The 25792-nt window shown below is 62.1% G+C and carries 25 protein-coding genes, 1 tRNA gene and 3 pseudogenes; 18 read left to right on the top strand and 11 right to left on the bottom strand.

From position 1 onward, the window contains the following. Window positions 1–46: 46 nt before the first annotated feature. The gene (gene rpoZ / locus NKK52_RS03695) at window positions 47–448 is read right to left on the bottom strand and encodes a DNA-directed RNA polymerase subunit omega (protein ID WP_023670235.1); all 402 of its coding nucleotides are present in this window, start codon (window positions 446–448) and stop codon (window positions 47–49) included. Window positions 449–779: 331 nt separating this feature from the next. Between rpoZ and NKK52_RS03690 the strand changes: the two genes are divergently transcribed. Then, window positions 780–1361 carry a LabA-like NYN domain-containing protein gene (locus NKK52_RS03690; protein WP_023670234.1) on the top strand — a complete coding sequence of 194 codons (582 nt, stop codon included), beginning with the start codon at window positions 780–782 and terminating at the stop codon, window positions 1359–1361. Further along, on the top strand, window positions 1358–2023 hold the full coding sequence (locus NKK52_RS03685) for a uracil-DNA glycosylase (protein WP_023684496.1): 666 nt from the start codon (window positions 1358–1360) through the stop codon (window positions 2021–2023). Before NKK52_RS03690 ends, NKK52_RS03685 begins: the two co-directional genes overlap by 4 nt. Window positions 2024–2033: 10 nt before the next feature. On the opposite strand, the pseudogene NKK52_RS03680 reads toward NKK52_RS03685, so the two are convergent. After that, a pseudogene (locus tag NKK52_RS03680) lies at window positions 2034–2497 on the bottom strand (zinc-binding dehydrogenase); the annotation flags it as partial. An 8-nt stretch (window positions 2498–2505) separates the two neighbouring features. Between NKK52_RS03680 and NKK52_RS03675 the strand changes: the two are divergent. Further along, a pseudogene (locus tag NKK52_RS03675) lies at window positions 2506–2661 on the top strand (winged helix-turn-helix transcriptional regulator); the annotation flags it as partial. Between the two features lie 37 nt (window positions 2662–2698). On the opposite strand, the gene NKK52_RS03670 reads toward NKK52_RS03675, so the two are convergent. Next, entirely contained in the window at window positions 2699–3187 is a 489-nt protein-coding gene (locus NKK52_RS03670; RefSeq protein ID WP_050592001.1) for an Lrp/AsnC family transcriptional regulator, read from the bottom strand. A gap of 132 nt (window positions 3188–3319) precedes the next feature. On the opposite strand from NKK52_RS03670, the gene NKK52_RS03665 reads away from it, so the two are divergent. Then, entirely contained in the window at window positions 3320–4225 is a 906-nt protein-coding gene (locus tag NKK52_RS03665) for a DMT family transporter (RefSeq protein WP_023684499.1), read from the top strand. A 36-nt stretch (window positions 4226–4261) separates the two neighbouring features. On the opposite strand, the gene NKK52_RS03660 is transcribed toward NKK52_RS03665, so the two are convergent. The 3 genes from NKK52_RS03660 to dapA all read right to left on the bottom strand — a co-directional run bounded on the left by NKK52_RS03660 (window position 4262) and on the right by dapA (window position 6471). Next, on the bottom strand, window positions 4262–5002 hold the full coding sequence (locus NKK52_RS03660; RefSeq protein ID WP_023670227.1) for a glycoside hydrolase family 25 protein: 741 nt from the start codon (window positions 5000–5002) through the stop codon (window positions 4262–4264). A gap of 82 nt (window positions 5003–5084) precedes the next feature. Then, the gene (gene smpB, locus NKK52_RS03655; RefSeq protein WP_023670226.1) at window positions 5085–5564 is read right to left on the bottom strand and encodes an SsrA-binding protein SmpB; all 480 of its coding nucleotides are present in this window, start codon (window positions 5562–5564) and stop codon (window positions 5085–5087) included. A gap of 25 nt (window positions 5565–5589) precedes the next feature. Next, window positions 5590–6471 carry a 4-hydroxy-tetrahydrodipicolinate synthase gene (gene dapA / locus NKK52_RS03650; RefSeq protein WP_023684500.1) on the bottom strand — a complete coding sequence of 294 codons (882 nt, stop codon included), beginning with the start codon at window positions 6469–6471 and terminating at the stop codon, window positions 5590–5592. A gap of 278 nt (window positions 6472–6749) precedes the next feature. Here dapA and NKK52_RS03645 point away from each other — a divergent pair, with 278 nt between their 5' ends. Then, window positions 6750–8783 (top strand): lytic transglycosylase domain-containing protein, encoded by a 2034-nt coding sequence (locus tag NKK52_RS03645; protein WP_023684501.1) that lies wholly within the window; start codon window positions 6750–6752, stop codon window positions 8781–8783. A gap of 275 nt (window positions 8784–9058) precedes the next feature. Next, complete coding sequence (locus NKK52_RS03640) at window positions 9059–9979, top strand: alpha/beta fold hydrolase (protein WP_023684502.1); 921 nt, start codon at window positions 9059–9061, stop codon at window positions 9977–9979. Window positions 9980–10019: 40 nt separating this feature from the next. On the opposite strand, the gene NKK52_RS03635 is transcribed toward NKK52_RS03640, so the two are convergent. Both NKK52_RS03635 and NKK52_RS03630 read right to left on the bottom strand, forming a co-directional pair. Next, window positions 10020–11096 (bottom strand): tyrosine-type recombinase/integrase, encoded by a 1077-nt coding sequence (locus tag NKK52_RS03635; protein WP_023684503.1) that lies wholly within the window; start codon window positions 11094–11096, stop codon window positions 10020–10022. Between the two features lie 239 nt (window positions 11097–11335). Then, complete coding sequence (locus NKK52_RS03630; protein WP_023731410.1) at window positions 11336–12550, bottom strand: porin; 1215 nt, start codon at window positions 12548–12550, stop codon at window positions 11336–11338. A 464-nt stretch (window positions 12551–13014) separates the two neighbouring features. Here NKK52_RS03630 and NKK52_RS03625 point away from each other — a divergent pair. The 3 genes from NKK52_RS03625 to NKK52_RS03615 all read left to right on the top strand — a co-directional run bounded on the left by NKK52_RS03625 (window position 13015) and on the right by NKK52_RS03615 (window position 14906). Next, window positions 13015–13105 (top strand) — tRNA-Ser (locus tag NKK52_RS03625). Window positions 13106–13368: 263 nt separating this feature from the next. Next, on the top strand, window positions 13369–13611 hold the full coding sequence (locus NKK52_RS03620) for a GIY-YIG nuclease family protein (RefSeq protein ID WP_023684505.1): 243 nt from the start codon (window positions 13369–13371) through the stop codon (window positions 13609–13611). 122 nt (window positions 13612–13733) lie between these two features. After that, window positions 13734–14906 carry a porin gene (locus tag NKK52_RS03615; protein ID WP_023684506.1) on the top strand — a complete coding sequence of 391 codons (1173 nt, stop codon included), beginning with the start codon at window positions 13734–13736 and terminating at the stop codon, window positions 14904–14906. A 91-nt stretch (window positions 14907–14997) separates the two neighbouring features. Here NKK52_RS03615 and NKK52_RS03610 read toward each other — a convergent pair whose 3' ends face one another. After that, on the bottom strand, window positions 14998–15159 hold the full coding sequence (locus NKK52_RS03610) for a hypothetical protein (protein ID WP_023684507.1): 162 nt from the start codon (window positions 15157–15159) through the stop codon (window positions 14998–15000). Between NKK52_RS03610 and NKK52_RS03605 the strand changes: the two genes are divergently transcribed. The 9 genes and pseudogenes from NKK52_RS03605 (at window position 15158) to NKK52_RS03565 (ending at window position 23626) form a co-directional block, all read left to right on the top strand. Beyond that, window positions 15158–16270: a pyridoxal phosphate-dependent aminotransferase gene (locus tag NKK52_RS03605; protein ID WP_023684508.1), complete on the top strand. Its 1113-nt coding sequence runs from the start codon at window positions 15158–15160 to the stop codon at window positions 16268–16270. The two genes, NKK52_RS03610 and NKK52_RS03605, sit on opposite strands and share 2 nt — an antisense overlap. Before the next feature lie 146 nt (window positions 16271–16416). Then, a complete protein-coding gene (locus NKK52_RS03600) occupies window positions 16417–16731 on the top strand; it encodes an acylphosphatase (RefSeq protein ID WP_155924235.1) in 315 nt (104 codons plus the stop codon). 44 nt (window positions 16732–16775) lie between these two features. Next, window positions 16776–17426 carry a TetR/AcrR family transcriptional regulator gene (locus NKK52_RS03595; RefSeq protein ID WP_023684509.1) on the top strand — a complete coding sequence of 217 codons (651 nt, stop codon included), beginning with the start codon at window positions 16776–16778 and terminating at the stop codon, window positions 17424–17426. Further along, window positions 17395–18558, top strand: coding sequence for an isovaleryl-CoA dehydrogenase (locus NKK52_RS03590; protein ID WP_023684510.1), 1164 nt, complete (start codon window positions 17395–17397; stop codon window positions 18556–18558). Before NKK52_RS03595 ends, NKK52_RS03590 begins: the two co-directional genes overlap by 32 nt. Window position 18559: 1 nt before the next feature. Continuing rightward, window positions 18560–20167 (top strand): carboxyl transferase domain-containing protein, encoded by a 1608-nt coding sequence (locus tag NKK52_RS03585; protein WP_023684511.1) that lies wholly within the window; start codon window positions 18560–18562, stop codon window positions 20165–20167. A 1-nt stretch (window position 20168) separates the two neighbouring features. Next, window positions 20169–20697: pseudogene (locus NKK52_RS03580) on the top strand (O-acetyl-ADP-ribose deacetylase). 120 nt (window positions 20698–20817) lie between these two features. Beyond that, entirely contained in the window at window positions 20818–21192 is a 375-nt protein-coding gene (locus NKK52_RS03575; RefSeq protein WP_023670207.1) for a hypothetical protein, read from the top strand. Window positions 21193–21237: 45 nt separating this feature from the next. Continuing rightward, window positions 21238–21615 (top strand): hypothetical protein, encoded by a 378-nt coding sequence (locus NKK52_RS03570; RefSeq protein WP_023684512.1) that lies wholly within the window; start codon window positions 21238–21240, stop codon window positions 21613–21615. A gap of 49 nt (window positions 21616–21664) precedes the next feature. Further along, complete coding sequence (locus NKK52_RS03565) at window positions 21665–23626, top strand: acetyl/propionyl/methylcrotonyl-CoA carboxylase subunit alpha (protein WP_023684513.1); 1962 nt, start codon at window positions 21665–21667, stop codon at window positions 23624–23626. A 66-nt stretch (window positions 23627–23692) separates the two neighbouring features. Here the strand turns inward: NKK52_RS03565 and NKK52_RS03560 are convergent, their stop codons facing one another. Continuing rightward, on the bottom strand, window positions 23693–24814 hold the full coding sequence (locus NKK52_RS03560; protein ID WP_023687260.1) for an ABC transporter substrate-binding protein: 1122 nt from the start codon (window positions 24812–24814) through the stop codon (window positions 23693–23695). 386 nt (window positions 24815–25200) lie between these two features. Then, a complete protein-coding gene (locus NKK52_RS03555; RefSeq protein ID WP_023684514.1) occupies window positions 25201–25467 on the bottom strand; it encodes an SEL1-like repeat protein in 267 nt (88 codons plus the stop codon). Between the last annotated feature and the right edge of the window lie 325 nt (window positions 25468–25792).

Genomic DNA, 25792 nt, shown 5'->3' with positions numbered 1-25792 from the left:
GGACGGAAGTGCCGGAACCATATTCCCGGCAGGTCCAGGGCAGCGATTAGTAGTCGTCGCTCTTTTCCGGGGGAACCAGGCCCTCGATGCCGGCCAAAAGGTCTTCCTCGGTCATGCGATCGAAGGTGACGTTTTCTTCCGCGTCGTCGGCGTCGGTAGCTGCAACTGCGTTGCCGGTCTGGTCGGCGATCGCCTCGCCGTCGGCCTCGGGCTCGTCAACCTCGACATGCTTCTGCAGCGAGTGGATCAGATCTTCCTTGAGGTCGTCGGGCGACAGCGTCTCGTCGGCGATCTCGCGCAGCGCCACGACCGGGTTCTTGTCGTTGTCGCGCGGCACGGTGATCGGCGCGCCCTGGCTGATCTGGCGGGCGCGATGGCCGGCAAGCAGCACGAGCTCGAAGCGGTTGTCGACCTTGTCGATGCAGTCTTCAACGGTTACGCGGGCCATTGATTGCCCCTTTCATGCCTGGATTTGATGGAAAACAGGCGCGGTCCATAACCCGAACGCCGCCAAAATACAAGCATTATGGCTCTGTGGCCCATGGGCTGGCGAATGCCAGCTTCTGGCGCCGCTGAATGCCTTGCCGGCGAAGCCCGCCTACCGGGCGACGACACGGCTCCGATCACAATTGCTTGCAGTGCGCCCCGGCACCCTTGGATTGCCGTAAAACTGGCGCTATCTCGGTTGACGAAAGGTCAGCCGGTTTATTTACGAGCCGAGCGTTATAAACGACCCATTTCGATTAGTCCGCCACCTATTTCGAAAAAGGAATATTGCCATGTTCGACCCCCGTGAAAAAATCGCTCTTTTCATAGACGGCGCCAATCTCTACGCCACCTCGCGCGCACTCGGCTTCGACATAGACTACCGCAAACTGCTGTCCAGCTTCCAGAAGCGCGGCTATTTGCTGCGGGCCTATTACTACACCGCTCTGGTCGAGGATCAGGAATACTCTTCGATCCGTCCCCTGATCGACTGGCTCGACTATAATGGCTTCAAGGTGGTGACCAAGCCGGCCAAGGAGTTCACCGACTCGACCGGCCGCCGCAAGATCAAGGGCAATATGGACATCGAACTGACCGTCGATGCGCTCGAACTTGCCGATGTCGTCGACCACTATGTCATCTTCTCCGGCGACGGCGATTTCCGCACACTGGTCGAAGCGCTACAGCGGCGCGGCCGCAAGGTCTCGATCGTCTCCACCATGGCCTCGCAACCACCGATGATCTCGGACGATCTGCGCCGCCAGGCCGACCATTTCATCGATTTGACCTCGCTGAAGAACGAGGTCGGCCGCGATCCCTCCGAACGGCCGGTGCGCAGGCCCGAGCCGGCCGAAGTCGAAGAGGAAGACTATTGACGGCGGCGGCCTTGGACGCCGCTCCCGAACCCGACCGCGACTGCCCGCTCTGCCCGCGCCTGCATGATTTCATCGCAGACTGGCGGCAGCGCGAGCCGTCGTGGTTCAATGCGCCGGTGCCGACTTTCCTGCCGCCTAATGGCGAGGACGCCGTCGAGCTGCTGATCGTCGGGCTGGCGCCCGGCCTGCGCGGCGCCAACCGCACCGGGCGACCGTTCACCGGCGACTATGCCGGCGACCTGCTCTACTCAACGATGATCGCTCACGGTCTTGCCCGCGGCGAGTTCAAGGCGCGGCCGGATGACGGGCTCGAACTGATCGGCACCGCGATCACCAATGCGGTGCGCTGCGTGCCGCCTGAAAACAAGCCGGTCGGCGCCGAGATCGCCACTTGCCGCAGCTTTCTGGTGCCGACGATTGCACGCTTTCCCAAACTGCGCGCCCTGCTGGCGCTGGGCTCCATCGCCCACCAGTCGACCGTCAGGGCGCTGGGCCAGCGCGTCGCCGCCTATCCGTTCAAGCACGGCGGTCAGTTGCCGGCCGGCGGCGTCACGCTGTTTTCCAGCTATCACTGCTCGCGCTACAACACCAACACTGGGGCGCTGACCGAAGCGATGTTCGTCAAGGTATTCAGCGAGATCGCGTCGTTCCTGCGGAACTAGACGCTGCCTCTCAAAATCCCTCGAGCACGATCTTGCCCTTGGCCTTGCCGGTCTCGATCAGCGCATGGGCGCGCTTCAGATTGGCGGCATTGATTGGGCCGAACGTCTCGCCCAGCGTGGTGCGGATGGTGCCGGCGTCGACAAGGCGCGCCAGTTCGTTGAGATGTTCGCCCTGCGCGGCCATATCGGGCGTTTCATACAGCGAGCGGGTGAACATCGGCTCCCAGTGGACCGAAACGCTCTTGCGACCCAGTCGCGGGTTTCGGGCCGCGATGCGGTGGCGATCATCGTCAGATCGGTCAGCTGGCGCGCGAGCTGGACCGCGATCGACCCGACGCCGCCGGCGCCGCCGACGATCAGGATGGTGTTCGCGGCGCCGATGACTAGCTTCTTCACATTGAGGCGGTCGAACAGCGCCTCAAAGGCGGTGATCGCCGTCGTCGGCAGTGCTGCCGCCTGCGCATAGCCGAGCGAGCCAGACTGGGCTCATCGCCCGCAAGGTCTATGCGCAGATGCCGCCGAAGGTCGAGTACAGCCCGACGCCTCGTGGCCGAAGCCTAGAGCCCGTGATCACCGTGCTGAAGGTCTGGGGCGATGCGAATGTGACGCTGGCGCCGGAGGTTTCCCAGGCCGCTTGAAGCGGAGGCGTGGCAACCGCTTGCGTTGGTCCGGCCCTCACACCGGCAGCAGCGCGTCCGGCTTCACGTCCGATATCGACGCATAGGTGTGCGTTTCCCTGACACCCGGCAGCGGCAGGATCACGCGCTTCAAAAAATCCTGATAGGCGGCCATTTCCGAAATGCGCGCTTTCACCAGATAGTCGAAGCCGCCCACGACCATATGGCACTCCAGCACTTCGGGGGCCCTTGCTACCGCTTCGGCGAAACGGTCGAACACATGCGGCGCCGCCTGGTCGAGCCTGACTTCGATGAAGACGAGCGTGCCGCGGCCGATCTTTTGCGGATTGAGCACGGCCCGGACCGCGGTGATGAAACCCTCACGGAAAAGGCGCTTCACGCGCTGGCTGGTGCCGGTCGGCGACAGGCCGACACGGGCTGCTAGGTCAAGCGTCGTGCGACGCCCGTCCTCCTGCAGCAACCGAAGCAGGCTGCGATCGATGGCGTCGAGCTGATCGGATTCATGATTCACGTTTGCAGCGCCCATATCGCGTGACTTTCACTTCCACATTGCGAAAACAGCATATTTTGACGCACCATTTTCGACAATAGGCTGCGTTTTCAACGAAAGCCGTCTGGAGGAAGTACCCTTCCGCTGGCAGGATCGAGCGGGACAAGAATGCGCGTGACAGAGGACCGAAACACGAAGCCGGCAATCCTTGCTGCCCTGGCCATGATCGGCATCTACGCCGTGCAGTTCGTCGCCGCCCGCTTCAGCCTGCGGGAACATCTGACCGCGACCGATTTGGCAACGTTGCGCTTTGCCGGCGCCGGCATGGTCATGCTGCTGGTCGTCTGGAGAAACGGCCGGGCGACTGGCAAGGCATTGGGCTGGAGGCGTGCCTTGACGCTGGCGGCACTGGCCGGACTGCCCTACCCTATCATCATCAATTGGGGACTGACCTATGCGCCGGCAGCGCATGGTGCCGCACTTTGCCCTGCCTCGATCGTGTTCTTCTCATTCGTGCTGTCGCGCATCGCCACGAGGGAGAAAACCTCGCGCCAGCGAACCATCGGCGTCGCAGCCATCATCGCCGGGCTGATCCTGTTCATTGCACCCGTGCGCACTGGCGGCGGCATGAAGGATGTCCTCTTCGGCGATCTTCTGTTCGTCGGATCCGGCGCGATGTTTGCCACCTATGCCGTTCTCGTGCGGCGCTGGCGCGTCGTTCCGGTTGCGGCGACCGCAACGGTGGTGCTGCTGTCATGCGTGCCGCTGCCGTTGCTCTATTTCTTTGCCCCAAGCGGCCTCCGCGCGGCATCAGTGGCCGAGATTGCCAGCCAGATCGTCATTCAAGGGTTTTTGGCAGGTGCGGCCGCCATGTTCCTGTACACCTATATCGTCCGGCAGCTGGGGTCGCAGGCGCCATCGCTGTTCATGCCATGCGTGCCGATCGCAACCGTGCTGATCGCGATGACGGTGCTCGGCGAGACGCCGACCGGCGCCCAGTTCGCCGCCGTACTGATCATGGCCGCGGGGATGGCTTTTTCGGCTCTTTCCAGGCCTGTTCCCAAGCCTGCGTAAGACTGCGGATGCCAAACTCAAGGCCAGCTGATTCGTTCAAGGCGATGGAGGCTTTTGCGAAGAGAGCGATGCGGGCGCAGCAAATAGCTCGGCCAGCGTTTGCTGCCCACCCTGCAGGACGTTGAGATCGACATCGCCCTCGATCCCGTCGACACGGCCCATATTGTGGTACTGCCAGTAAATCCAGCCGTCCTCGCTCGGCTTGAACGCCAGCGAGCGCAGCCAGCGCTGCCGCACAGCCATCTGTCCGGCATAGGCGTCCTCAGCCTCGTCGGTCAGGTAGATGATCGCCGGCTTGCCGAACGCAGCTTCAACCGGTCCGAGGAAGGCCTGGAGTTCCGCGCTCAGCTGCTCCGGCGACGGGCGTTGCGGGCAGTTGCCGCCGAATTCGATGTCGACGACCGGCGGCAGCAGCGGCTGGTCGTGCGGCACCACCGCGATGAAATTTTTCGCCTGGTCGGCGCCCGGCCGGCAGAAGGTGAAGAAGTGATAGGCGCCGACGGCAAGTCCGGCCGCGCGCGCCTCGCGCAGGTTTTTGGCGAAGGCATCGTCGACATGGTCGCCGCCCTCGGTCGCCTTGATGACAGCGAAGGCGACATCGTCGGCGGCAACGCGGCGCCAGTCGATTTCACCCTGATGATGGGAAACGTCGATACCCCTGACCGGATAGCTGTCACGATCGGGCGAGAAGGTCCGGAAATAGAAGAAGCCGCCTGCTGCGACGAGGCCGGCAAAGACCAGACTGGCCGCACCCCAGAGGATGATCCGGTTCTTCAAACCTTTCCCCATCGTGTTTTGCTGTTGCAGCTGTTCGAAACTTGAAAGCCGATGTCTGGCTTTTCTGGGGCTGCCTGAGATTCTAGCCGCGTTCCTTCATGAGCCGGCCCTTTTCGCGCGACCAGTCGCGCTGCTTTTCTGTCTCGCGCTTGTCGTGCAGTTTCTTGCCGCGGCCGACGGCGAGCAGCAGCTTGGCACGGCCCTGGTCGTTGAAGTAGATTTTCAGCGGCACCAGCGTCATGCCTTCGCGGTCGATGCTCTGCGCAAGTTTTGCCATCTCGCGCTTGTTGAGCAGCAGCTTGCGGCGCCGTCTGGGCTCATGGTTGAAGCGGTTGGCCTGCAGGTATTCCGGCAGATAGGAATTGATCAGCCAGATCTCGCCGCCCTCCACCGAGGCGTAGCTGTCCTGGATGTTGGCCTGGCCCTGGCGCAGCGACTTGACCTCGGTGCCGGTCAGCACAAGGCCGGCCTCGACCGTGTCGAGCACCTCATAGGAAAACCGCGCCTTGCGGTTTTCCGCAACGGTCTTGTTGTTGGGATCGGCTTTTCTGACCTGGTTCATGATGCGGAGAGGTGGCGCCTCATCCTTAATTTATCAAGCCGGCGTGCTTCATCGCCGCATCGATCTTCTCGGCGGTCGATGGCTCGATCGTCACCAGCGGCGAGCGCACCACGTTCTCGACCTTGCCAATCTTCGACAGCGCGTATTTGACGCCGCACAGGCCGGGCTCAAGGAAGATGGCCTTGTGCAGCGGCAGCAGACGGTCCTGCAATTCCAGCGCCTTGGCGCTGTCACCGGACAGTGTGGCTTCCTGGAATTCGGCGCACAGCCGCGGCGCGACATTCGACGTCACCGAGATGCAGCCGACACCGCCATGAGCGTTGAAGCCGAGGGCAGAGGCATCCTCACCTGAAAGCTGGATGAACTCCTCGCCGCAGGTGGCGCGCTGTTCGGACACGCGCTCGACCTTGCCGGTGGCATCCTTGACGCCGACGATGTTCTTGAAGTCGTGCGCCAGCCTGCCCATCGTCTCCGGCATCATGTCGATCACCGAGCGCGGCGGGATGTTGTAAATGATGATCGGCAGCTTGGTCGCCCTGGCGACGGCAGCGAAATGCTCGTACAAGCCGCGCTGTGTTGGCTTGTTGTAATAAGGCGTGACGACCAGAGCGGCGTCGGCGCCCGCCTGCTCGGCGTACTGCACCAGACCGACCGCTTCAGCGGTGTTGTTGGAGCCGGCGCCGGCGACGACCGGAGCGCGGCCCTTGGCCACATCGATGCAGACCTTGACGACATGGCGATGCTCGTCATGCGACAGCGTCGGCGACTCTCCGGTGGTGCCGACCGGGACGAGGCCCGTCGTGCCCTCGCCAAGTTGCCATTCGACGAAGGCGCGAAAGGCTTTCTCGTCGAAACGTCCGCTCTTTTCGAACGGCGTCACGAGCGCAGTAAGCGAGCCTCTCAGCATGTCGTCCAACTCCTTGGAACTTGTTTGTTTATGCGTGTCATCGTCCCAAAACCGGTTCCCGCTTTTGGGCGACATGCATCGGGCGCCTTCTAGCCGAAAGCGAAGCCGCGCACCATAGTCTCGACACTGTTGCGCGGCAAGCATGCCGATGGTGCCAGCAAGCGCAATTCGAACGGCCTCGATAACCCTTTGTTTACGAGCTCTTCACGACCTAAGTCTAGGCTCTCGGGCACCTGGGCTTGCCATCTAAAGTGCCGCAACAGGGAAAGATCAGGATCATGCCGGCCAGTCGGCCACTCCGCTTCATATTGCTTGGCGCCGTTGCCCTGCTGATAGTGGGAACGGCGGCAAACGAGAGCGTCGACGAGCAGACGACCTCATCGATCCCGATGCCTGACATGCAAGATGGAGCGCAGACCGATGCGCCCTCCGCCAATATCGCCGTGTTGAAAGGCAGTCTCGACGCGTTGGCGACCGGCGATATCGCCGCGGCACGAGCGGTGCGCGAAACATTGCCGGCCAGTTCGCTGGACCGCCATATCCTGGCCTGGGCGATCGCGCTCTATGGCGGCGACCGTGTGCCGAGCAGCGAGATTGCCGATACCGCAAAGATGTTGCCGAATTGGCCGGGCACCATCGCTCTGCGCAAGAACAGCGAGCGCGCGCTTTATCGCGAAAACCCCTCGCCGCAGACCGTGGTGAAAGCCTTTGACGGCAGCCAGCCGCTGACCTTTCAAGGCGTGGTCATCCTTGCCCGTTCTTATGTAGCTCTTGGCAACACCAAGGCTGCGCTTTCCGTGCTGTCGCCATTCTGGCGCACCGAGAAGCTGGAAGCCAGGGACGAGGCGGCCGTCAGCAAGGAGTTTGGCGCCATCATTCCGGCTGCCGACCATCGTTTCCGCATGGAACGGATGTTTTATGCCGACCGGGAGAATTCGGCACTGCGGGTCGCAGCACTTGCCGGCGGGCAACCGCTGGCCGATGCCTGGGCCGCCGCCTCGCGTGGCGACAAGAACGCGGCCAAGCTGTTGAAAGCGGTGCCTGCCGCGCAGCAATCGGCCGGCTATTTCTTCGCGCAAGCCGAATATCTGCGCAAGCAGCGGAAGTTTGCGGACGCCGCCGCGGTGATGATGAAAGCGCCAACGAGCCGCGACGCGCTGGTCGATCCCGATGCCTGGTGGGTCGAGCGCCGCGTGCTGTCGCGCGCACTGGTCGACCAGGGCGACTGGAAGACCGCCTACAAGATCGTTGCCGCGCATGCCGCCGAAAGCCCCGCCAGCGCCGCCGAGGCCGAATTCCACGCCGGCTGGTATGCGTTGCGCGGCCTCAACGATCCTGCGACGGCCTCGACCCATTTTGCCCGCATCGCCGATCTCGCGCAGGGACCGATGTCGCTGTCACGCGCCTATTACTGGCTTGGCCGCGCGGCGGAAGTCGGCGGTCCCGGCAATGCGAAGGATTATTTCACCAAGGCGGCAGCCTATGGCACCACTTTCTACGGGCAGTTGGCGGCGGAACGGGTTGGCTTGCGCACGCTGAACATCGTCTATCCCGAGCCAAGCACTGCCGACCGCCAAAGCTTTGACGGCCGCGAAGCCGTCAGCGCCATCAAGCGACTGCAGGAGGCGGGCTACGACCGCTATGCCGAGACGCTTTACCGCGACCTCGCCGGGCAGTTGACCAGCCCCGGCGAGCTGGCGCTGCTTGCGGTGCTGGCGGAAAAGCAGGGCAATCATTTCATGGCGCTGAAGATCGGCAAGATCGCCGGCGCGCGCGGCATCGATGTCGGCGCGCTGTCGCATCCGCTGGGCGTCATTCCCGACACCGCCGACATATCCGGCTCGGGCAAGGCGCTGGCCTATGCGATCGCCCGCCAGGAAAGCGAATTCAATGTCGGCGCCGTCTCCAGCGCCGGCGCGCGCGGCCTGCTGCAGCTGATGCCGGGCACCGCCAAGCAGTTGGCGAAGAAGGCAGGACTGAGCTTTTCCCAGGATCGGCTGACCAGCGATGCCGGTTACAATGCGACGCTGGGGGCTGCCTTCCTTGGCGAGCAGCTCGACCTCTTCGGCGGCTCCTATGTGCTGACCTTCGCCGGCTACAATGCCGGCCCTAACCGCGCCAGCCAATGGGTAGCCAAGTACGGCGACCCGCGCGGCAAGGGCATCGACGCCGTCGTCGACTGGATCGAGCGAATTCCCTACACCGAAACAAGAAGTTACGTGCAGCGCGTGATGGAGAATTACGAGGTCTACAAGATGCGCATTTCGGGGAAGTACGATATCGTTGGGGATTTGGTGAACGGAAGAGGCTGAGGCCGCAGAGCTGTCGCCACGGGCAGACGTTGGCGATCCTTCGCGCACCCTTGCCGGCCATCTCCCCCACGAGTGGGGAGATCAGCTGTCATTGCCGATTTCGCCGATCTCCAACGTCGAAGGAAGGGCGTAGCGCCTGAACCGCCAGTCTCCCCCCTCGTGGGGGAGATGTCTGGCATTTCCAAGAGTGTCAGCTTGCCGACAACCCTCGATTTGACCGCTCCCACCCTCGCCTGTAGCAGACGGAGACAATCCGGACAGGGAGTCCTTTTAATATGTCGAGCACCGACGGCTTCTCCGACTTTTTCTACACCGCGCCGGACGGGCTCAAGCTTCACGCCCGCGTCTATGGCGAGACCAATTCGGCAGACTGGCAGGTCGTTTGCCTGCCCGGCCTGACCCGCAACGCGCGCGATTTCCATGAGCTGGCGCTTTATCTGTCGCAGCGAACCGACAATCCGCGCAAGGTCATCGCCTTCGACTACCGTGGCCGCGGCCAGTCCGCTTACGAACCTGATATCGGCCACTACAATGTCGGCATCGAAGCCGGCGATGTCCTCGCCGGGCTGGCTGCCCTGGACGTCGAGGAAGCGGCCTTCATCGGCACATCGCGTGGCGGACTGATCATCCACGTGCTCGGCGCGCTGCGGCCAGCCATACTGAAAGCCATAGTGCTGAACGACATCGGACCCGTGATCGAGGCCGCGGGGCTGGCCCATATCCAACCCTATCTCGACCCGGCACCGAAACCGAAGAGCCGCCATGAGGCGATCGATGCGCAACGCGTCGCGCACGGCGCGGATTTTCCCGCTCTGACCGCGGCGGATTGGGAGCGGATGGTGTTGGCCCTCTACCGCGAGACGGACGAAGGCCTCCTGTTGCCGGATTTCGACCCCCAACTGGTCGAGACGGTGGCGGGCCTCGACCTCAGCAAGCCGTTGCCGGATCTGTGGCCACAGTTCGAGGCGCTGGCGGCGATACCTTTGCTTGCCATTCGCGGCGCCAACTCGAAACTCTTGTCGGCCGACACACTCGACGAGATGCAAAAGCGTCATCCCGGCATGGAAGCGACCACCGTCGAGGGCCAAGGCCATGCCCCCTTCCTGGAGACAGGCAACCTGCCGGGCGCTATCGCGGCCTTCCTGGATGGAGTACTAATACGGCCCAGGATAAGTAAACCCCAAGATCAAATATGATCCTGGGGTTGCCATGTCAGTATATGAAAGCCTTGGGTAACTATTTGGCTTTCGAGCTTTTCCGGGGCGTCTTGGGTGCCTTCGCCGCTGCCGTTTTGCTCTTTTGGGCAGGCGTTGGCACTGAGGCCGTGGTCAGCGGCGATGCGAAGGCGGAGTTTTTTCCATCACCGGACAGCCCTTCGCCGCGGGGCGTTTCCAGCACGACGACGCAGCCGTCGAGATCGTTGGTGGCCAGATGCGCATAGCGCATGGTCATCGAAAGCGTCTGGTGGCCGAGCCACATCTGCACGCGCCGGATGTCGATGCCGCCCTGGACCAGACGTGAGGCGCAGGTGTGACGCAAGATGTGCGGCACCACCTGGTCGTCGGCGCCGAGGCCGACCTCGGCCTTGGCATCGTTCCAGATGGCGCGAAACTGCGCCTGGCTGAGTTTGGTGAACGGACCTTTGGGCCGGCGGCCCTCTGAGGGCGGCAGTTTGATTACCTCTTTGACCCGCTCGGTCATCGGGATGGTGCGGCTGCGGCCGGATTTGGTGATCCAGAACGAGACGCGGTGTTCCTGGATGTCGTTCCAGATCAGTCCGAGCGCCTCGCCGAGACGGCATCCGGTGTCCACGAGAAAGCATGAAAGACGGTAGGCATCCTCGCTGCGGGTCCTGATGGCGGCGAACAGCCTTGCTTCTTCGTCCCTTTCGAGGAAACGTATCCGTCCCGCCCGCTCCTTCTGGCGGCGGAACTCGGGCAGGCTGTGGATATCCCCCATCTTGTAAGCCTTGCGCAGCAGTTTGCTGAGGGCAGCCATCTTTCGATTGATGGTTGCGTTGCTGTTGCCGCGCTGGCGCAAGGTGCCGATAAGGTTGTCAAGGGTGCTCTGGTCGAAGGCGCTGAACCGTTCTCCGAGGAGAATCTCGTCTATTTCGCCGATGAAGGAGCTGACATTGTATTTATGTCGCCCATTATCCCAGAGTATGTCTCGGTACGCTGAAAAAAGCTCTCCGACCCGGTGCGACTTTACTTCTCTGATCTTGTTGTAGCTGTATTCTATCTTCGCATTTTGAGAAGAGAACATTGAGAAATGTTCGGAGGGGTCGCCCTCTTGTATCGCTTCGATGGTCATAAATTGCCACACCCCCGAGTGGATAGAGTCAGACCTACCCGCTTGGAAGCGTCCTTTCAAGAGATTTAATCACGCAGTTGTGAATTCATCCACCATCAGCGGATCCCACGAACTCACCCTACGGACTGTTCAGCTGCCGATTCCCCCTGTTCCTTCTGCTTGTCTTGACCCAGTCACGAAACAAAACAGCCCGGGCGTTTATGCGCCCGGGCTGGTATTCACCTGTATAAAGCCAGCCCTTAGAACGAGCGCTGGAAGCGGAGCATGCCGCCGATGGCGTCGTCGCCATCAGTAATACCGGTCCAGTTGTGGTTCGTGCCAAGGGTATCGACCTCATCGATCTTGCCTGCATTGACGTAGTCAACTTCGGCAGTGATCGTGAACCCGGGAACGACGTCGTAGGCGATGTTGGCTGCGATGCCGAGGTTTTCACCTTCGTCATACGAAACCTGAGCGTTGAACGAGGTCTTCTCGTTGATGGTGTAGGTGCCACCACCCCAGACTGCCCAGTTGCCATCCCACGGCTTGTAGAAGCCGCGGCCGCCGGCCGGGAACGCGTAGCCCGTATCCGTCAGGTTGTCGTCGGTGCCGTAGCCGCCCATGATGAAGAGCGACAGGTTCTGCATCGGGGTGATGTCCAAACGAACCTTGCCGGAGACTTCTTCATAGTTGCTGTCGTAAGCGATGACGCCGGTGATGGCGCCCCAGCCCTGCGTGTACTTCAAGCCGCCGACGACATGCGGAACGTAGCTGTCGATCGTGCCCACGCCGTAGGAACCGGGAGTACCGCCGCCCGCGCCTTCTTCGAGCGAGATCACGGCCGAGAAGCCGTTGCCCGCATCGAAATAGTACTGGATGACGTTGGTGTCGAAATCGCCGTAGGGAACCAGCGTATCCTGAATGACGTTGCCGGCGTAGCCGATGAACGTGTTGAAGGCCGATTCGTCCTTACCGACGCGCAGGCCACCGAGCTGGATCCAGGCGAAGTTCAGCGAGACAGTGTCGCCGTTGCCAGCAGCATTGGGCGAGCCAAAGAGGGGGCCGGCTCCGTCCGGATCGAAGCCCGAATCACGGTTGTTGTTCTGGAAGTTGAAGCGGGTCTCGGTGTAGGTCTTCAAGGTGCCGAGCTCGGTTTCCTGGCCGGTCCAGGTCTTCAGCGAGAAACGGGCGTGCTTGAACCAGGTGTCGTTGCTGCCACCGTCCTCAACGTCGGCAGACGTCGCACCGTCGAACGAGCCGACGTCGCCGGCGCCGATATCGTAGCGGATATAGCCGCCGATGCGCAGGCAGGTTTCGGTGCCGGGGATGTAGAAGTAGCCCGAGCCGTAAACGTCGCAAATCTTGACGTATTCAGCCGGTTCCGGCTCGGCGACGACGACGGCGTCGGCGGCGCGCGCACCGGAAACTGCGATCAGGGCCGCAGCGGAGCCGAGAAGAAGGCTCTTAATGTTCATTTTCTGACCTCCAGTCAAAAGTTAAAAAACGGGTCTGGGTATTCTTTGCTGAAGGACAGCGTTCCCTGCCCCATCCCCACTACCGAAAAAGATGCGCACCGCGCCGCTCCTTCGAAATCGACATTACCCATGAGGCGGCTGCGTTCAACCACGATCGTACCGGCGAAAGGGCTGTGCGGACGCTATCCCCATGCGTTGTTGCACAAATGACACGATTTGGCCTCAGTCAGAAAGCTCTCATTAACTATCGAAGGGCCCGGAAGTCTTTTCCGCAGCGCCGGAATGCGGCCGAATCCGGAGATGAACGGCCGAGATTGCGGCCATGTCGCCGACTCGCCAGCCAGCGAACAGCCGCAGAATCGCCGCATGCAAAAGGCGGCGCTGCGGCCGAATTCGGAATTTTCAGAGATAATGGCGCCGGCTTGTTGATTGTGCCCGCGCTTTTCTTTATCCAGCGGCGCAACGGAGAGGTGGCCGAGTGGTCGAAGGCGCTCCCCTGCTAAGGGAGTAGAGGTCAAAAGCTTCTCGTGGGTTCGAATCCCATCCTCTCCGCCATCCTGCTTCGCTCTTCGAGCTTCGCAGGACAAGCTCAACCCTCAGCGCGAAGCAGGATGGCGGAGAGGATGCCCTCCGAAGCCTTGGCGTAGGACGGGCGTGTGGTGTGCTACGTGCCGCACAGCGTAAGCCCAGAGAATCCCTTGCAAAATTCGATTGGCAGTCCTGCTTCGCTCTTCGAGCTTCGCAGGACAAGCCCACCTCAGCGCGAAGCAGGATGGCGGAGAGGATGCCCTCCGACGCCCGGCAAAGGAGAGCAGCTCATGTGGTATGTGTATCTTCTGGAGAGTGCGGCTGCCGAACGCGAACGCTATATCGGCATAACGACGGACCTGAAACGACGGCTTATCGAGCACAATGCGGGGAAATCCAGCCATACATCCAAGTTTCTGCCGTGGCGGATCGTCACCTATATGGCCTTTTCGAACCAGGGCAAGGCAGCTTCATTCGAGCGCTATGTCAAATCCGGTTCAGGGCATGCTTCCGCAAACAAGCGCCTGTGGTGATGGCCGCATCACCCGCAGCAAAGTTCCATTTTTCAATAGACCTCAACGATAACAACTGATTACAGCGAAAACGCCTGTCGCCGGCTTCACTGTCTTGTTCGATTCTGACTGGAGGTCAGAAAATGAACATTAAGAGCCTTCTCCTCGGCTCCGCTGCGGCCCTGATCGCAGTTTCCGGTGCGCGCGCCGCCGACGCCGTCGTCGTCGCCGAGCCGGAACCGGCTGAATACGTCAAGATTTGCGACGTCTACGGCGCCGGCTACTTCTACATTCCCGGCACCGAAACCTGCCTGCGCATCGGCGGCTATGTCCGTTACGACATCGGTGCCGGCGACGTGGGTTCGTTCGATGGTGCGAGGTCCTTCGACCATAAGGATGGCGACGAGCAGGATACCTTCTACAAGAACGCCCGTTTCACGCTGAAGACCTGGACCGGCCAGGAAACCGAACTCGGCACCTTGAAGACCTACACCGAGACCCGCTTCAACTTCGGCAACCGCAACGGCTACCCCTCGGCAGACGATCCGACGACCGAAGCAGACGAGTTCAACTCCAACCCTGCCGGCAACAAGAACGTTTCGCTGAACTTCGCCTGGATCCAGCTCGGTGGTCTGCGCGTCGGTAAGGACGAATCGGCCTTCGACACGTTCATCGGCTACGCCGGCAACGTCCTTCAGGATACGCTCGTTCCCTACGGCGACTTTGACACCAACGTCGTCCAGTACTACTTCGATGCGGGCAACGGCTTCTCGGCCGTCGTCTCTCTCGAAGAAGGCTCGGGCTTCGACACGATCGACAGCTACGTTCCGCATGTCGTCGGCGGCGTGAAGTACACGCAGGGCTGGGGCGCCATCACCGGCGTCGTCGCTTATGACAGCAACTATGAAGAAGTCGCCGGCAAGGTTCGGTTGGACATCACCCCGATGCAGAACCTGTCGCTGTTCATCATGGGCGGCTACGGCACCGACGACAATTTGACGGACTCGAGCTATGCGATCGACGCCGGCGGCCGCGGCTTCTACAAGCAGTGGGGCGGCAACTGGGCATTCTGGGGTGGCGGCACCTACACCATCAACGAGAAGACCTCGTTCAACGCCCAGGTCTCGTATGACGAATGGAAGAATCTCGGCGTCGCCGCCAACATCGCCTACGATGTGGTTCCCGGCTTCACGGTCACGGCCGAAGTCGACTACCTCAACGCAGGCAAGTTCGACGACGCCAACTTCTCCAACTTCACCAATGCCGACAAGAAGAGCAGCATCGGCGGTCTCCTGCGCTTCCAGCGCTCGTTCTAAGACGCTCAGCCTGGCTGAAAATCGAACCCGGCGGGCAACCGCCGGGTTTTCTTTTTGAAGCGCCCGTCGCCATTGGCTGCAGTGCTGGCCTTCAAAAGGGTTGCCGCCTACCGGCGGTCAGGTCGTAGAGCGTGACCACCCGCGCCGATTTCATCACGGGCGTGATGGCCACTATTTCCAGCCGCGCCAGAACTTGCGCCGTCCTATTGGGCACGCTAGCAAGAAGGCCCATCTTCTCGTGAGCCTTTGCCATGCGCCAGCGCCCTGCCCTCACGCCGCTTGTCGGCGCGCTTCCCTCGACGGTGCCGTTTGTCGGACCGGAAGCGCAGGAGCGCGAGCGCGGACGTGCTTTTCGCGCCCGCATCGGCGCCAATGAAAGCAGCTTCGGGCCTTCGCCGCGCGTTATCGCCCGTATGGAGCGCGTCGCGCGTGACCAGTGGATGTATTGCGATCCCGACAATTACGATCTGAAGCAGGCTGCGGCCTGCCATCTCGGCGTCGGCGCCGAAAACGTCGTCGTCGGCGAAGGCATAGACGGGCTGCTCAGCCTGGTGGCGCGCATGTATGTCGCGCCCGGCGACGCAGTGGTCACCTCGCTCGGCGCCTATCCGACCTTCAACTTCCACATTGCCGGCGTCGGCGGCCGGCTGGTCACGGTGCCTTACGAGAACGACAAGGAAAGCCTGGACGGCCTGCTCAAGGCAGTCATCAAGGAGAAGGCGCCGCTGGTCTATCTCTCCAATCCGGACAATCCGATGGGCAGCTGGTGGGAAGCAGGAGATATCACCCGCTTCGTCGAAGCGTTGCCGGAAACCACCATGCTGGTGCTCGACGAGGCCTATGGCGAATTGGGGCCGGCCTCGGCGCTGCCGCCGATCGATGTCGCGCGACCCAATGTCATCCGCATGCGCACCTTCTCCAAGGCATACGGGCTGGCCGGCATACGCTGCGGCTATGCGGTGGCGGAAGCCGAGGTGATCCGTGACTTCGAGAAGATCCGCAACCATTACGGCGTCAGCCGCATGGCGCAGATCGCCGGCGTCGAGGCGCTGGCCGACCAGGACTGGCTGCACACCGTGGTGGCGCGAGTCGCTGCCGGCCGCACACGTATAGCCGGGATTGCGGAGACGAACGGGCTGAAGCCGCTGCCATCGGCGACCAATTTCGTCACCATCGACAGCGGCCAGGACGGCGCCTTCGCGCTGAAAGTGCTGCAAAACCTTTTGTCGCGCGACGTTTTCATCCGCAAGCCGATGGCGCCAAGGCTCGAACGTTGCATCCGGGTCAGCGTCGGCCTCGATCATGAGCTCGACATCTTTGCCGAGGAACTGCCCGGCGCGCTCGCCGCGGCACGGGGAAACTAGCCCGGCCGATTGCCGTCGCGACACGGCCTGCCAATGCCGCCAAAGGCCAAGACAGAATCAGCCGGGCCCCCGGCTTCCGTCGATCCAACAACAATCCAACCGTTCAAGGCTGTTGCTTTCGTCCGATCCCGCGCCAGTTCTTGAGCATGGGAGATAACGACCGGCAAAAGGCGGTGCAGGCGCGCATGCATGGTAAGGTGCAAGGCGTCGGCTACCGGATGTGGGCGCGACGCGAAGCGATAAGGCTTGGCCTCGTAGGTTGGGTACGCAATGAACGAGACGGCACGGTGACGGCCTCGATTGCCGGTGCCGATGCTGCGGTTTCCACAATGATCGAACGGCTCCGGCAAGGGCCAAGGGGAGCTTCGGTTTCGAGGGTCGAGTCGAAGAATTCGAACTCCTCGACTCGCCCATCGACTTTCGGATCATTGTCTAGACGGAACCACTTTATTGCCGCTTGAATTAATTGAACGTTCGTTTTATTACTAAATACCGGGAGGCGATCATGGCACGCACAACGGGATCCGATGGCGAAAAAACTGAAGCGGCCGTCCGCGAGGCAGCGGTCAGCCTGATCGCCCGCTTCGGCTATGAGGCGACGTCGATGCGGCAGCTTGCCGCCGAGGTCGGCGTCCAGGCGGCCGCGCTCTACCGCTATTTTCCGACCAAGGAAGACCTGCTGTTCACGCTGATGCGCAAACATATGGAAGGGCTGATCGAAGCGTGGGACGCCGCACGCCCCGACGCAGCCGATCCGGCAACGCGGCTTGCCGCCTATGTCGAAAACCACATCGCTTTCCACATCGAGCGCCGCCACTCAACCCATGTCTCGAATATGGAATTGCGCAGCCTGTCGCATGACCGGCTGACGCAGATCCTTCGCATGCGCACCGCCTATGAGAAGGAGTTGCGCGCCATCCTGCGCGACGGCGCGGAGGCCGGCGCCTTCAGTGTCGATGACACCGGGCTCACTGCCATGGCCCTGATCCAGATGATGACCGGCGTCATCGTCTGGTTCCGGCCGGGCGAGCGGCTGTCGATGGCTGAAGTCACGGCGACATATCTTTCAATGACAATGCGCCTAGTTGGCGCGAACATAGACGACAGTTCCGGGAGGGAGCGGCATGTACACGAACACACTCAGCTTCGGGCATGACGAGGACATCGAGGCGCTGCGCGATCTGGTGCGCCGCTTTGCCCAGGAGAAAATAGCGCCGATCGCCGCCGAGATCGACCGCAGCAACCAGTTCCCCGCGCATCTGTGGAAAGAACTCGGCGCGCTCGGCCTGCTTGGGATCACCGCCGATCCCGATTTCGGCGGTAGCGGCATGGGCTACCTCGCCCATGTCATTGCGGTGGAAGAGATTTCGCGCGCCTCGGGCTCGGTCGGCCTTTCCTACGGCGCCCATTCGAACCTCTGCGTCAACCAGATCAACCGCTGGGCGACACCTGCGCAGAAGGAGAAGTTCCTGCCGGCACTGTGCTCGGGCGAAAAGGCCGGGGCGCTGGCCATGTCGGAATCGGGCGCCGGCTCGGACGTCGTCTCGCTCAAGCTGCGGGCTGAAAAGCGCAACGACCGCTATGTGCTCAACGGCTCAAAGATGTGGATCACCAACGGCCCCGACGCCGAAACGCTGGTCGTCTATGCCAAGACCGATCCGGAGCGGAAATCGCGCGGCATCACCGCCTTCATCGTCGAAAAGACGATGGCCGGCTTCTCGGCATCACCAAAGCTCGACAAGCTCGGCATGCGCGGCTCCAACACCGGCGAACTGGTGTTCGACAATGTCGAGGTTCCCTACGACAATGTGCTGCATGAGGAAGGCCGCGGCGTCGAGGTGCTGATGTCGGGCCTCGACTACGAGCGCACCGTGCTCGCCGGCGGCCCGCTCGGGCTGATGGCGGCGAGCCTCGATGTCGCCATCCCCTATGTGCATGAGCGCAAGCAGTTCGGCCAGCCGATCGGCGAGTTCCAGCTGGTACAGGGCAAGCTCGCCGACATGTATTCGACGATGAATGCCGCGCGTGCCTATGTCTATGCTGTCGCGGCTGCCTGCGATCGCGGCCAGACGACACGCAAGGATGCTGCCGGCTGCGTGCTGTTTGCCGCCGAAAAGGCGACGCTGATGGCGCTCGACGCCATCCAGCTGCTTGGCGGCAACGGCTATACCAACGAGTATCCGACCGGCCGGCTGTTGCGCGACGCCAAGCTCTACGAGATCGGCGCCGGCACCAGCGAAATCCGCCGCTGGCTGATCGGGCGCGAGATCATGGCGGAAGGGGTTTAGCATGGCCGTACTCCAAACCCAGATCTCGCCCTCCTCCGAAACCTTCCGCGCCAATGCTGAGCGCATGCGGGCGCTGGTTGCCGACATTGCGGACAAGGCGGCAAGCGTCGAGCGCGGTGGCTCGGAGGAGGCGCGCGAGCGTCATGTTTCGCGCGGCAAGCTGTTGCCGCGCGAGCGGCTGGCGCAGTTGCTCGACACCGGCTCGCCTTTCCTCGAGATCGGCCAGTTCGCGGCATGGTCCATGTATGGCGAGGAGATTTCCTCGGCCGGCCTCGTCGCCGGCGTCGGCCGTGTCGAAGGCACCGAGGTGATGGTCGTGGTCAACGACGCCACGGTGAAGGGCGGCACCTATTATCCGCTCACGGTGAAGAAGCATTTGCGCGCACAGGAGATCGCGCTGCAAAACAATCTACCTTGCGTCTATCTGGTCGACAGCGGCGGCGCCAACCTGCCTAATCAGGACGAGGTGTTTCCCGATCGCGAGCATTTCGGCCGCATCTTCTACAACCAGGCCAACATGTCGGCGGCCGGCATTCCGCAGATCGCCTGCGTCATGGGCTCATGTACTGCGGGCGGCGCCTATGTGCCGGCAATGTCGGACGAGACGATCATGGTGCGCAACCAGGCGACCATTTTTCTCGGCGGCCCGCCTCTGGTGAAGGCGGCTACGGGCGAAGATGTCAGCGCCGAGGAGCTTGGCGGCGCCGACGTGCACACCAGGCTGTCCGGTGTCGCCGACCACTATGCGCTGGACGACGAACATGCGCTCGCGATTTGCCGGCGCATCGTCAAGAACCTCAACCGGCGCAAGACCGTAAGCCTGAGCTTACAGGAACCCGCGCCGCCGCTTCACGATCCGCGTGAACTCTATGGCATCGTGCCGACGGATTTGCGCCAGCCCTATGATGTGCGCGAGGTGATCGCGCGCGTCGTCGACGGCTCCGAGTTCGACGAGTTCAAGCAGAATTACGGCACCACGCTGGTCACCGGCTTTGCCCATCTTCAGGGCATGCCGGTCGGCATCATCGCCAATAATGGCGTGCTGTTTTCCGAAAGTGCTGTCAAGGGCGCGCATTTCATCGAACTGTGCTGCCAGCGCAAGATCCCGCTGATCTTCCTGCAGAACATCACCGGCTTCATGGTCGGGCGGAAATACGAGGCCGGCGGCATCGCCAAGGACGGCGCCAAGCTGGTGATGGCGGTCGCCACCGCTCGCGTGCCGAAGGTGACGATGATCATCGGCGGCTCGTTCGGCGCCGGCAATTACGGCATGTGCGGACGCGCCTACTCGCCGCGGTTCCTGTGGATGTGGCCGAATGCGCGCATTTCGGTGATGGGCGGCGAACAGGCGGCGACCGTGCTGGCGGTGGTCAAGCGCGAGGGCATCGAGCGCAAGGGCGGTGAGTGGAGCGCGGACGAGGAAGCGAAATTCAAGAAGCCGATCCTGATGAAATACGAGCATGAGGGCCACCCGCTCTACTCCTCGGCGCGGCTGTGGGACGACGGCATCATCGACCCGGCGAAAACGCGCGAGGTGCTGGCGCTCAGCCTGTCGGCCGCGCTCAACGCCGAAATCGAGGAAACGAAGTTCGGCGTGTTCAGGATGTGAGATGAGCAAGTTCGGCGAACGGATACATGTCCACACCGCGACATCACCAGGCTTGCGGTCGATGCCATCGTCAATGCCGCCAATTCCTCGCTGCTGGGCGGCGGCGGCGTCGACGGCGCCATTCACCGCGCCGCCGGCCCGGAGCTCGAATTCGAATGCCGGATGCTGAACGGCTGCAAGTCGGCGAGGCAAAGCTTACCAAGGGCTATCACCTGCCGGCACGTTACATCATCCACACGGTCGGACCTGTCTGGCGAGGCGGCGGCAAAGGCGAAGCCGGACTGGTCGTATCCTGCTATATCAGGTCACTCCAAATCGCCGCCGCCAGGGATTGCCGGACCGTGGCATTTCCGGCGATCTCGACCGGCATCTACCGTTATCCGAAAAATGAGGCGACGCAGATTGCCGTTGGCATCGCAGGTACCTTCGTCGGACAGAACTCAACGCCCGAAACAGTTATTTTCTGCTGCTTCGACGAGCCAACAGCTCAACTATACCGACAAGCCGTTGCTGCCATTGGAGGATGCTAGTCTGCATGGATAAGATGGTTCATCCACCTACGCAAAAGCAATTTTCGGTGAGCAGGCTGGCGGCACTGGAGAATAGACGCTATTGTTCATCCCGCATTGGGCAACGGGGATGGGGTAAAGATGAGGCCGAAATATTCGGGAAAGACGACTGCGTCGGTACTTGCAGTCTTGCTTATATTTGCGGTACCCGGCGTTGGCGCCGCGGCATCGCTGGCGGGAAGCAAAGGCGACATCCATTTCTATCCGTATTTGCCGAAAAGCCCGAAAGACCAGTGCACCATGGCTTACAACGCCTATGTGGCCGCCGGCGGCCATTCGGCCTATGCGACCACGCCCTATGCCCGGATCCGTTCGTTGTACATCATCTGCGGCTCGGGCTTGAATGCACCGTCACAGAAGGCTGCCGAAGAACGGGCGATGAAATCCTGCGAGTCCGCCCGCAGCCATTACAAGGTCATTACAGGTGCGGGCTGCGAAGTTGCGGCATCGAAGTAGGCCGACAAGCATCGGCTTGGGCATTTTTCAAATGGGCGGCGCAAGATGAAATCGACACGCATCAAACGAATTACTGTATCGATGCTTGCCGGCCTGCTCGTATTTACGGCACCCGGTATCGGGGCGGCTGGATCGCTGGCGGGCAGCAAGGGAGACACCCGATTCTGGCCTCCGTTGTCACTGAATCCAAAGGAGCCCTGCACGAAGTCGTACAACGCCTATGTCGCGGCGAGTGGCCACTCGGCCTACGCGACCACATTCTACTCGCGCGTCGACGATCTTTACATCATCTGCGGTGCGCGGCTGAACGCGCCATCTCAGAAGGCCGCGGAAGAGTTGGCGTTGCGAAGCTGTCAGGTTGGCCTGAAAAAGTGGAAGGTTCAGACCGCGAGCGGCGGCTGCAAAATCGCGGCTTCGAAATAGGCTCATTCCTGCCAGACCGGCGCCGCCCGAGACAAACTCTGGAGGCTCCATGTTCGCCAAGATCCTGATCGCCAATCGCGGCGAGATCGCCTGCCGGGTGATATGCACGGCCAGGAAGATGGGAGTGCGCACCGTTGCCGTCTATTCCGACGCGGACGCCAAGGCCCTGCATGTCAAAATGGCCGACGAGGCAGTGAGTATCGGTTCCTCGCCGGTCGGCGAAAGCTATCTGCGCGGCGACAAGATTGTTGCGGCGGCGCTGGCGACCGGCGCCGAAGCAATTCACCCCGGGTACGGCTTCCTCTCGGAAAACCCCGATTTCGTCGACCTGGTGGTGGCGGCAGGGCTCACCTTCATCGGCCCGTCGGCCGCCTCGATCCGCGCCATGGGGCTGAAGGATGCGGCCAAGCGGCTGATGGAAAAGGCCGGCGTGCCGGTGGTGCCGGGCTATCATGGCGAGGCGCAGGAGATCGTGCTGCTGGCGTCCAAGGCGCGTGAGATCGGCTATCCCGTGCTGATCAAGGCGCGCGCCGGCGGAGGCGGCAAGGGCATGCGCCGCGTCGAACATCCCGAGCATTTTTCGGAAGCGCTGTCAGGCGCACGGCGCGAGGCCAAGGCCGCGTTCGGCGACGATCGCGTGCTGGTCGAAAAATATGTCGACAAGCCGCGCCACATCGAGGTCCAGGTGTTCGGCGACAATTTTGGCAATGCCGTGCATCTCTATGAGCGCGACTGCTCGGCGCAGCGCCGCCACCAGAAGGTGATCGAGGAAGCGCCGGCGCCCGGCATGACGCCGGCGCTGCGCAAGGCGATGACGGAAGCGGCGGTCAAGGCCGCCAAGGCGATCAGCTATTCGGGCGCCGGCACCATCGAATTCATCGTCGACGCCTCGCAGGGGCTGAAGGCCGACCGTTTCTGGTTCATGGAAATGAACACCCGCCTGCAGGTCGAGCATCCCGTCACCGAAATGGTCACCGGCACCGACCTGGTCGAGTGGCAGTTGCGGGTAGCCGCCGGCGAAAAGCTGCCGAAGACGCAGAGCGAAATCACGCTTTCCGGCCACGCCTTCGAGGCGCGCATCTATGCCGAGGACGCGGCGAAAGGGTTTCTGCCGGCGACCGGCACGCTGCATCACCTGGCGTTTCCCGACAACGCGCCCGAAGGCGCCAGCATGCGCATCGAGACCGGCGTGCGGGCCGGCGATGCGATCTCGCCCTTCTACGATCCGATGATCGCCAAGCTGGTCGTCCACGCCAAGGACAGGCAGGCGGCACTCGATGCGCTCGGGACTGCGTTGTCGCAGACCGAGATTGCCGGCTCGACCGTCAACACCGCCTTTCTCGCGGCACTTGCCGCGAACACCGATTTTTCGGCCGGCGACGTCGATACCGGCCTGATCGGCAGGCATCAGGAAGCGCTGACCGCGGTCGCCCCGCCGCGCAGCGAGATCGTTGCCGCGGCGGCCCTTGCCGCGGCGGGCGCCGGTGCCTTGCCGCCGTCGAACGATCCGTGGTCGTCGCTTGCCGGCTATGCGCATTTCCACAGCATTGCGCGCCGCACGCGCCTGCGCCATGGCGAGGACGATATACTGGCGCGTGTTTCAGTGCGGCCGGACGGGCGCTTCGAGGTGGCGCTGGACGCGCCCTATGACAGCGTCAATTCGCATGATCTTCGCGCCGCCCCTCGCCTTGCCCGCTGGCCAGGCCACGTCACCGTCTTCGAAGGCGCGGTCGGCTACAGTTTCTTCGTCCCGGATCCGCTGGCGCGCACCGACGAGGCGGCCGCCGCTTCCGGCAGCCTGCGCGCGCCGATGCCAGGCGTGGTCAAGCTGGTGCGCGCGGCAAAGGGCGAAAGGGTGATCAAGGGCCAGCCGCTACTGATCCTGGAAGCGATGAAGATGGAGCACACGATCGCGGCCAGCCATGACGGCGTGATCGCGGAAATCGCCACCGAGGGCGCGCAGGTCACCGACGGAACGGTGCTGGTGCGCTTCGTTGAAGAGGCTGCATAGCCGGCTGGAGGCTTGAACGAAAAATGGCCAGGACAAGCCCGGCCATTTCCTTGAGTACGCGGACGATTACTGCGCGATTGGCGCGTATTTGCCGTCATGCCACTGGTTGATGTCGTAGCTGGCGTTCTTCAGATCGCCCTTCTCATCAAAGGTCACGTCGCCGACCACGGTGCTGAAAGGCGTGCCGTTCTTCAGCGCTTCGGCTACCTTGACCGGATCGTCCGTTCCGGCGCGCTTGACGCCCTCTGCAAACGCCTGAACGACGGCGTAGGAGAACAGCGTAAAGCCTTCCGGCACGAAGCCGCCCGCCTTGATCTTGGCGATGGCCTCCTTGGCTTCCGGCTTGGCCTGCGGGTCCGACGGGAAGACGAACAGGGTGCCTTCACCGGCGGGGCCGGCGACCTGCCAGAATTCCGGCGAGGCGATCGAGTCCGGCATGATCAGCTGGAACTTGACGCTCTGCTCGGCCGACTGACGCAGGATAAGCCCGGCTTCCGGGTGATAGCCGCCGAAATAGACAACGTCGGCCTTGAGGTCCTTCAGCTTGGTGACGAGAGCCGAATAATCCTTCTCGCCGGCATTGATGCCTTCATAGTCGATCTCCTTGAGGCCACCGGCATTCATCGTCGCCTTCACGGCATCGGCAACGCCCTGACCGTAGGCGCTCTTGTCATGCAGGATAACGACATTCTTGCCGGCATATTTCTTGGCGATCCACGGGCCAATGAAGGCGCCCTGCGCGTCGTCACGCGTATAGAGACGCATGATCGTCGGCCAGCCGGCCTTGGCGGCGGCATCGGTCAGCTCGGGATTGGAAGAGGCCGGGCTCATCATCAGCGCGCCGGCCTCGGCGTAGACGGCGGAAGCCGGGATGCTCGAACCTGAACAGGCATGGCCGTCGATAAACTTGACGCTGTTGGCAACGATCCGGTTGGCCACCGAAACCGCCTGCTTGGGATCGCACTGGTCGTCCTCGATGTCGAGCTTGATCATCGAGCCGTTGACACCGCCGGCGGCGTTGATCGCGTCGGCGGCTGCCGTTGCGCCCTGCTTGAACTGGTCGCCGATCGTGGCGAGCTGTCCGGTCATCGGGCCGACCACCGAAATGGTGATGTCATCGGCAAAGGCAACCGGCGCGCTCATCATCAGGCCAAATACGGCCGCGCTCAAAATACCCGTTTTTTTCATGGTGATAGAACTCCTCCCACACTCGCGCAGCCGCTCTGGCCGCGCTTCTTTCCGAAGGCGGGACAATTTCATCCTTCATTGGGCCTGTCTAGGCGCATCGGCGCCGCTCGATTGGGCCTCATCAACGCAAAAAGCCACGCCAGCCTGTTCCGGCCGGTCGTGGCTTTTTGCTCGTAGCAGTCCCCATGCGCCCCCGCGCCACGAAAACCTGCCCGCCGTCCCCATTGTGCACGACTGGACCGTGCCGGCCTGCCGCGTTCTTGTTCTTTCATGGTCGGCCGTCTTGTCGCGGCCTTGTCGTTTCACCGGTTCCGACCGTCTTTGCGGTCTTGATCCCGGGGCTTCCCTGTTTTCGATAATCTGCCTGCGATAATCTGCTCGCGATCTCAGTGCATCGTCATCCATTCGCGGGCTTCGCGCAGCGCCTTGGCGATCTCGACCTTGGACATTGCGGCCGACAGTTCCGAGCGCAGTTCCGCGGCGCGGACCGAGCCCTTGATGGCGGCGATGTTGAACCATTTGTGGGCGGCAACGACATCGGTCTCGCAATCGCGGCCGGTCGCATACATCATGCCCAGTTCGAAAAGAATGTCGGCCTGGGCAGTTGTCCCCATGGCGCCGAAGCCGGCTTCAAGCATTTCAAAACGTGCCATTTTAGTCCCCTGTCTGGCTCCCGAGAGCGGGCCTCTTCTGTCCCCCGGTGTTCCCTGGGGAGCCGCTCTTTCGATGCTTCCGAGAATGAGGCCGAGCCTTGAATCCGTCGTTAAATGGCGTGCTTAATTTGGAGAAAACAAAGCTAAAACAAGAGGTAAACGCGGAAATTCGTTAAGGATACAAAGTCAGCAATCCCGCCGTTTTTCGATCGATTTGACGAAAATTTGCAAGGCGCCGATCAACACTCTGCTAACCACGCAAACCAAAGCCAACGCCTCGATCGTTTCATTTTCACGGGCTGCGCTCTCCCGACCCCGCATGAAA

The organism is Mesorhizobium sp. C277A, from assembly GCF_040324395.1.
Taxonomy (GTDB): domain Bacteria; phylum Pseudomonadota; class Alphaproteobacteria; order Rhizobiales; family Rhizobiaceae; genus Mesorhizobium.
This window is presented reverse-complemented; position numbering and strand designations above follow the sequence as displayed.

Coding starts and splice junctions, on each gene's coding strand:
- rpoZ (WP_023670235.1), bottom strand. CDS start 448: ATGGCCCGCGTAACCGTTGAAGACTGCATCGACAAGGTCGACAACCGC.
- NKK52_RS03690 (WP_023670234.1), top strand. CDS start 780: ATGTTCGACCCCCGTGAAAAAATCGCTCTTTTCATAGACGGCGCCAAT.
- NKK52_RS03670 (WP_050592001.1), bottom strand. CDS start 3,187: ATGGGCGCTGCAAACGTGAATCATGAATCCGATCAGCTCGACGCCATC.
- NKK52_RS03665 (WP_023684499.1), top strand. CDS start 3,320: ATGCGCGTGACAGAGGACCGAAACACGAAGCCGGCAATCCTTGCTGCC.
- smpB (WP_023670226.1), bottom strand. CDS start 5,564: ATGAACCAGGTCAGAAAAGCCGATCCCAACAACAAGACCGTTGCGGAA.
- dapA (WP_023684500.1), bottom strand. CDS start 6,471: ATGCTGAGAGGCTCGCTTACTGCGCTCGTGACGCCGTTCGAAAAGAGC.
- NKK52_RS03645 (WP_023684501.1), top strand. CDS start 6,750: ATGCCGGCCAGTCGGCCACTCCGCTTCATATTGCTTGGCGCCGTTGCC.
- NKK52_RS03640 (WP_023684502.1), top strand. CDS start 9,059: ATGTCGAGCACCGACGGCTTCTCCGACTTTTTCTACACCGCGCCGGAC.
- NKK52_RS03635 (WP_023684503.1), bottom strand. CDS start 11,096: ATGACCATCGAAGCGATACAAGAGGGCGACCCCTCCGAACATTTCTCA.
- NKK52_RS03630 (WP_023731410.1), bottom strand. CDS start 12,550: ATGAACATTAAGAGCCTTCTTCTCGGCTCCGCTGCGGCCCTGATCGCA.
- NKK52_RS03620 (WP_023684505.1), top strand. CDS start 13,369: ATGTGGTATGTGTATCTTCTGGAGAGTGCGGCTGCCGAACGCGAACGC.
- NKK52_RS03615 (WP_023684506.1), top strand. CDS start 13,734: ATGAACATTAAGAGCCTTCTCCTCGGCTCCGCTGCGGCCCTGATCGCA.
- NKK52_RS03605 (WP_023684508.1), top strand. CDS start 15,158: ATGCGCCAGCGCCCTGCCCTCACGCCGCTTGTCGGCGCGCTTCCCTCG.
- NKK52_RS03610 (WP_023684507.1), bottom strand. CDS start 15,159: ATGGCAAAGGCTCACGAGAAGATGGGCCTTCTTGCTAGCGTGCCCAAT.
- NKK52_RS03600 (WP_155924235.1), top strand. CDS start 16,417: ATGGGAGATAACGACCGGCAAAAGGCGGTGCAGGCGCGCATGCATGGT.
- NKK52_RS03595 (WP_023684509.1), top strand. CDS start 16,776: ATGGCACGCACAACGGGATCCGATGGCGAAAAAACTGAAGCGGCCGTC.
- NKK52_RS03590 (WP_023684510.1), top strand. CDS start 17,395: ATGTACACGAACACACTCAGCTTCGGGCATGACGAGGACATCGAGGCG.
- NKK52_RS03585 (WP_023684511.1), top strand. CDS start 18,560: ATGGCCGTACTCCAAACCCAGATCTCGCCCTCCTCCGAAACCTTCCGC.
- NKK52_RS03575 (WP_023670207.1), top strand. CDS start 20,818: ATGAGGCCGAAATATTCGGGAAAGACGACTGCGTCGGTACTTGCAGTC.
- NKK52_RS03570 (WP_023684512.1), top strand. CDS start 21,238: ATGAAATCGACACGCATCAAACGAATTACTGTATCGATGCTTGCCGGC.
- NKK52_RS03565 (WP_023684513.1), top strand. CDS start 21,665: ATGTTCGCCAAGATCCTGATCGCCAATCGCGGCGAGATCGCCTGCCGG.
- NKK52_RS03560 (WP_023687260.1), bottom strand. CDS start 24,814: ATGAAAAAAACGGGTATTTTGAGCGCGGCCGTATTTGGCCTGATGATG.
- NKK52_RS03555 (WP_023684514.1), bottom strand. CDS start 25,467: ATGGCACGTTTTGAAATGCTTGAAGCCGGCTTCGGCGCCATGGGGACA.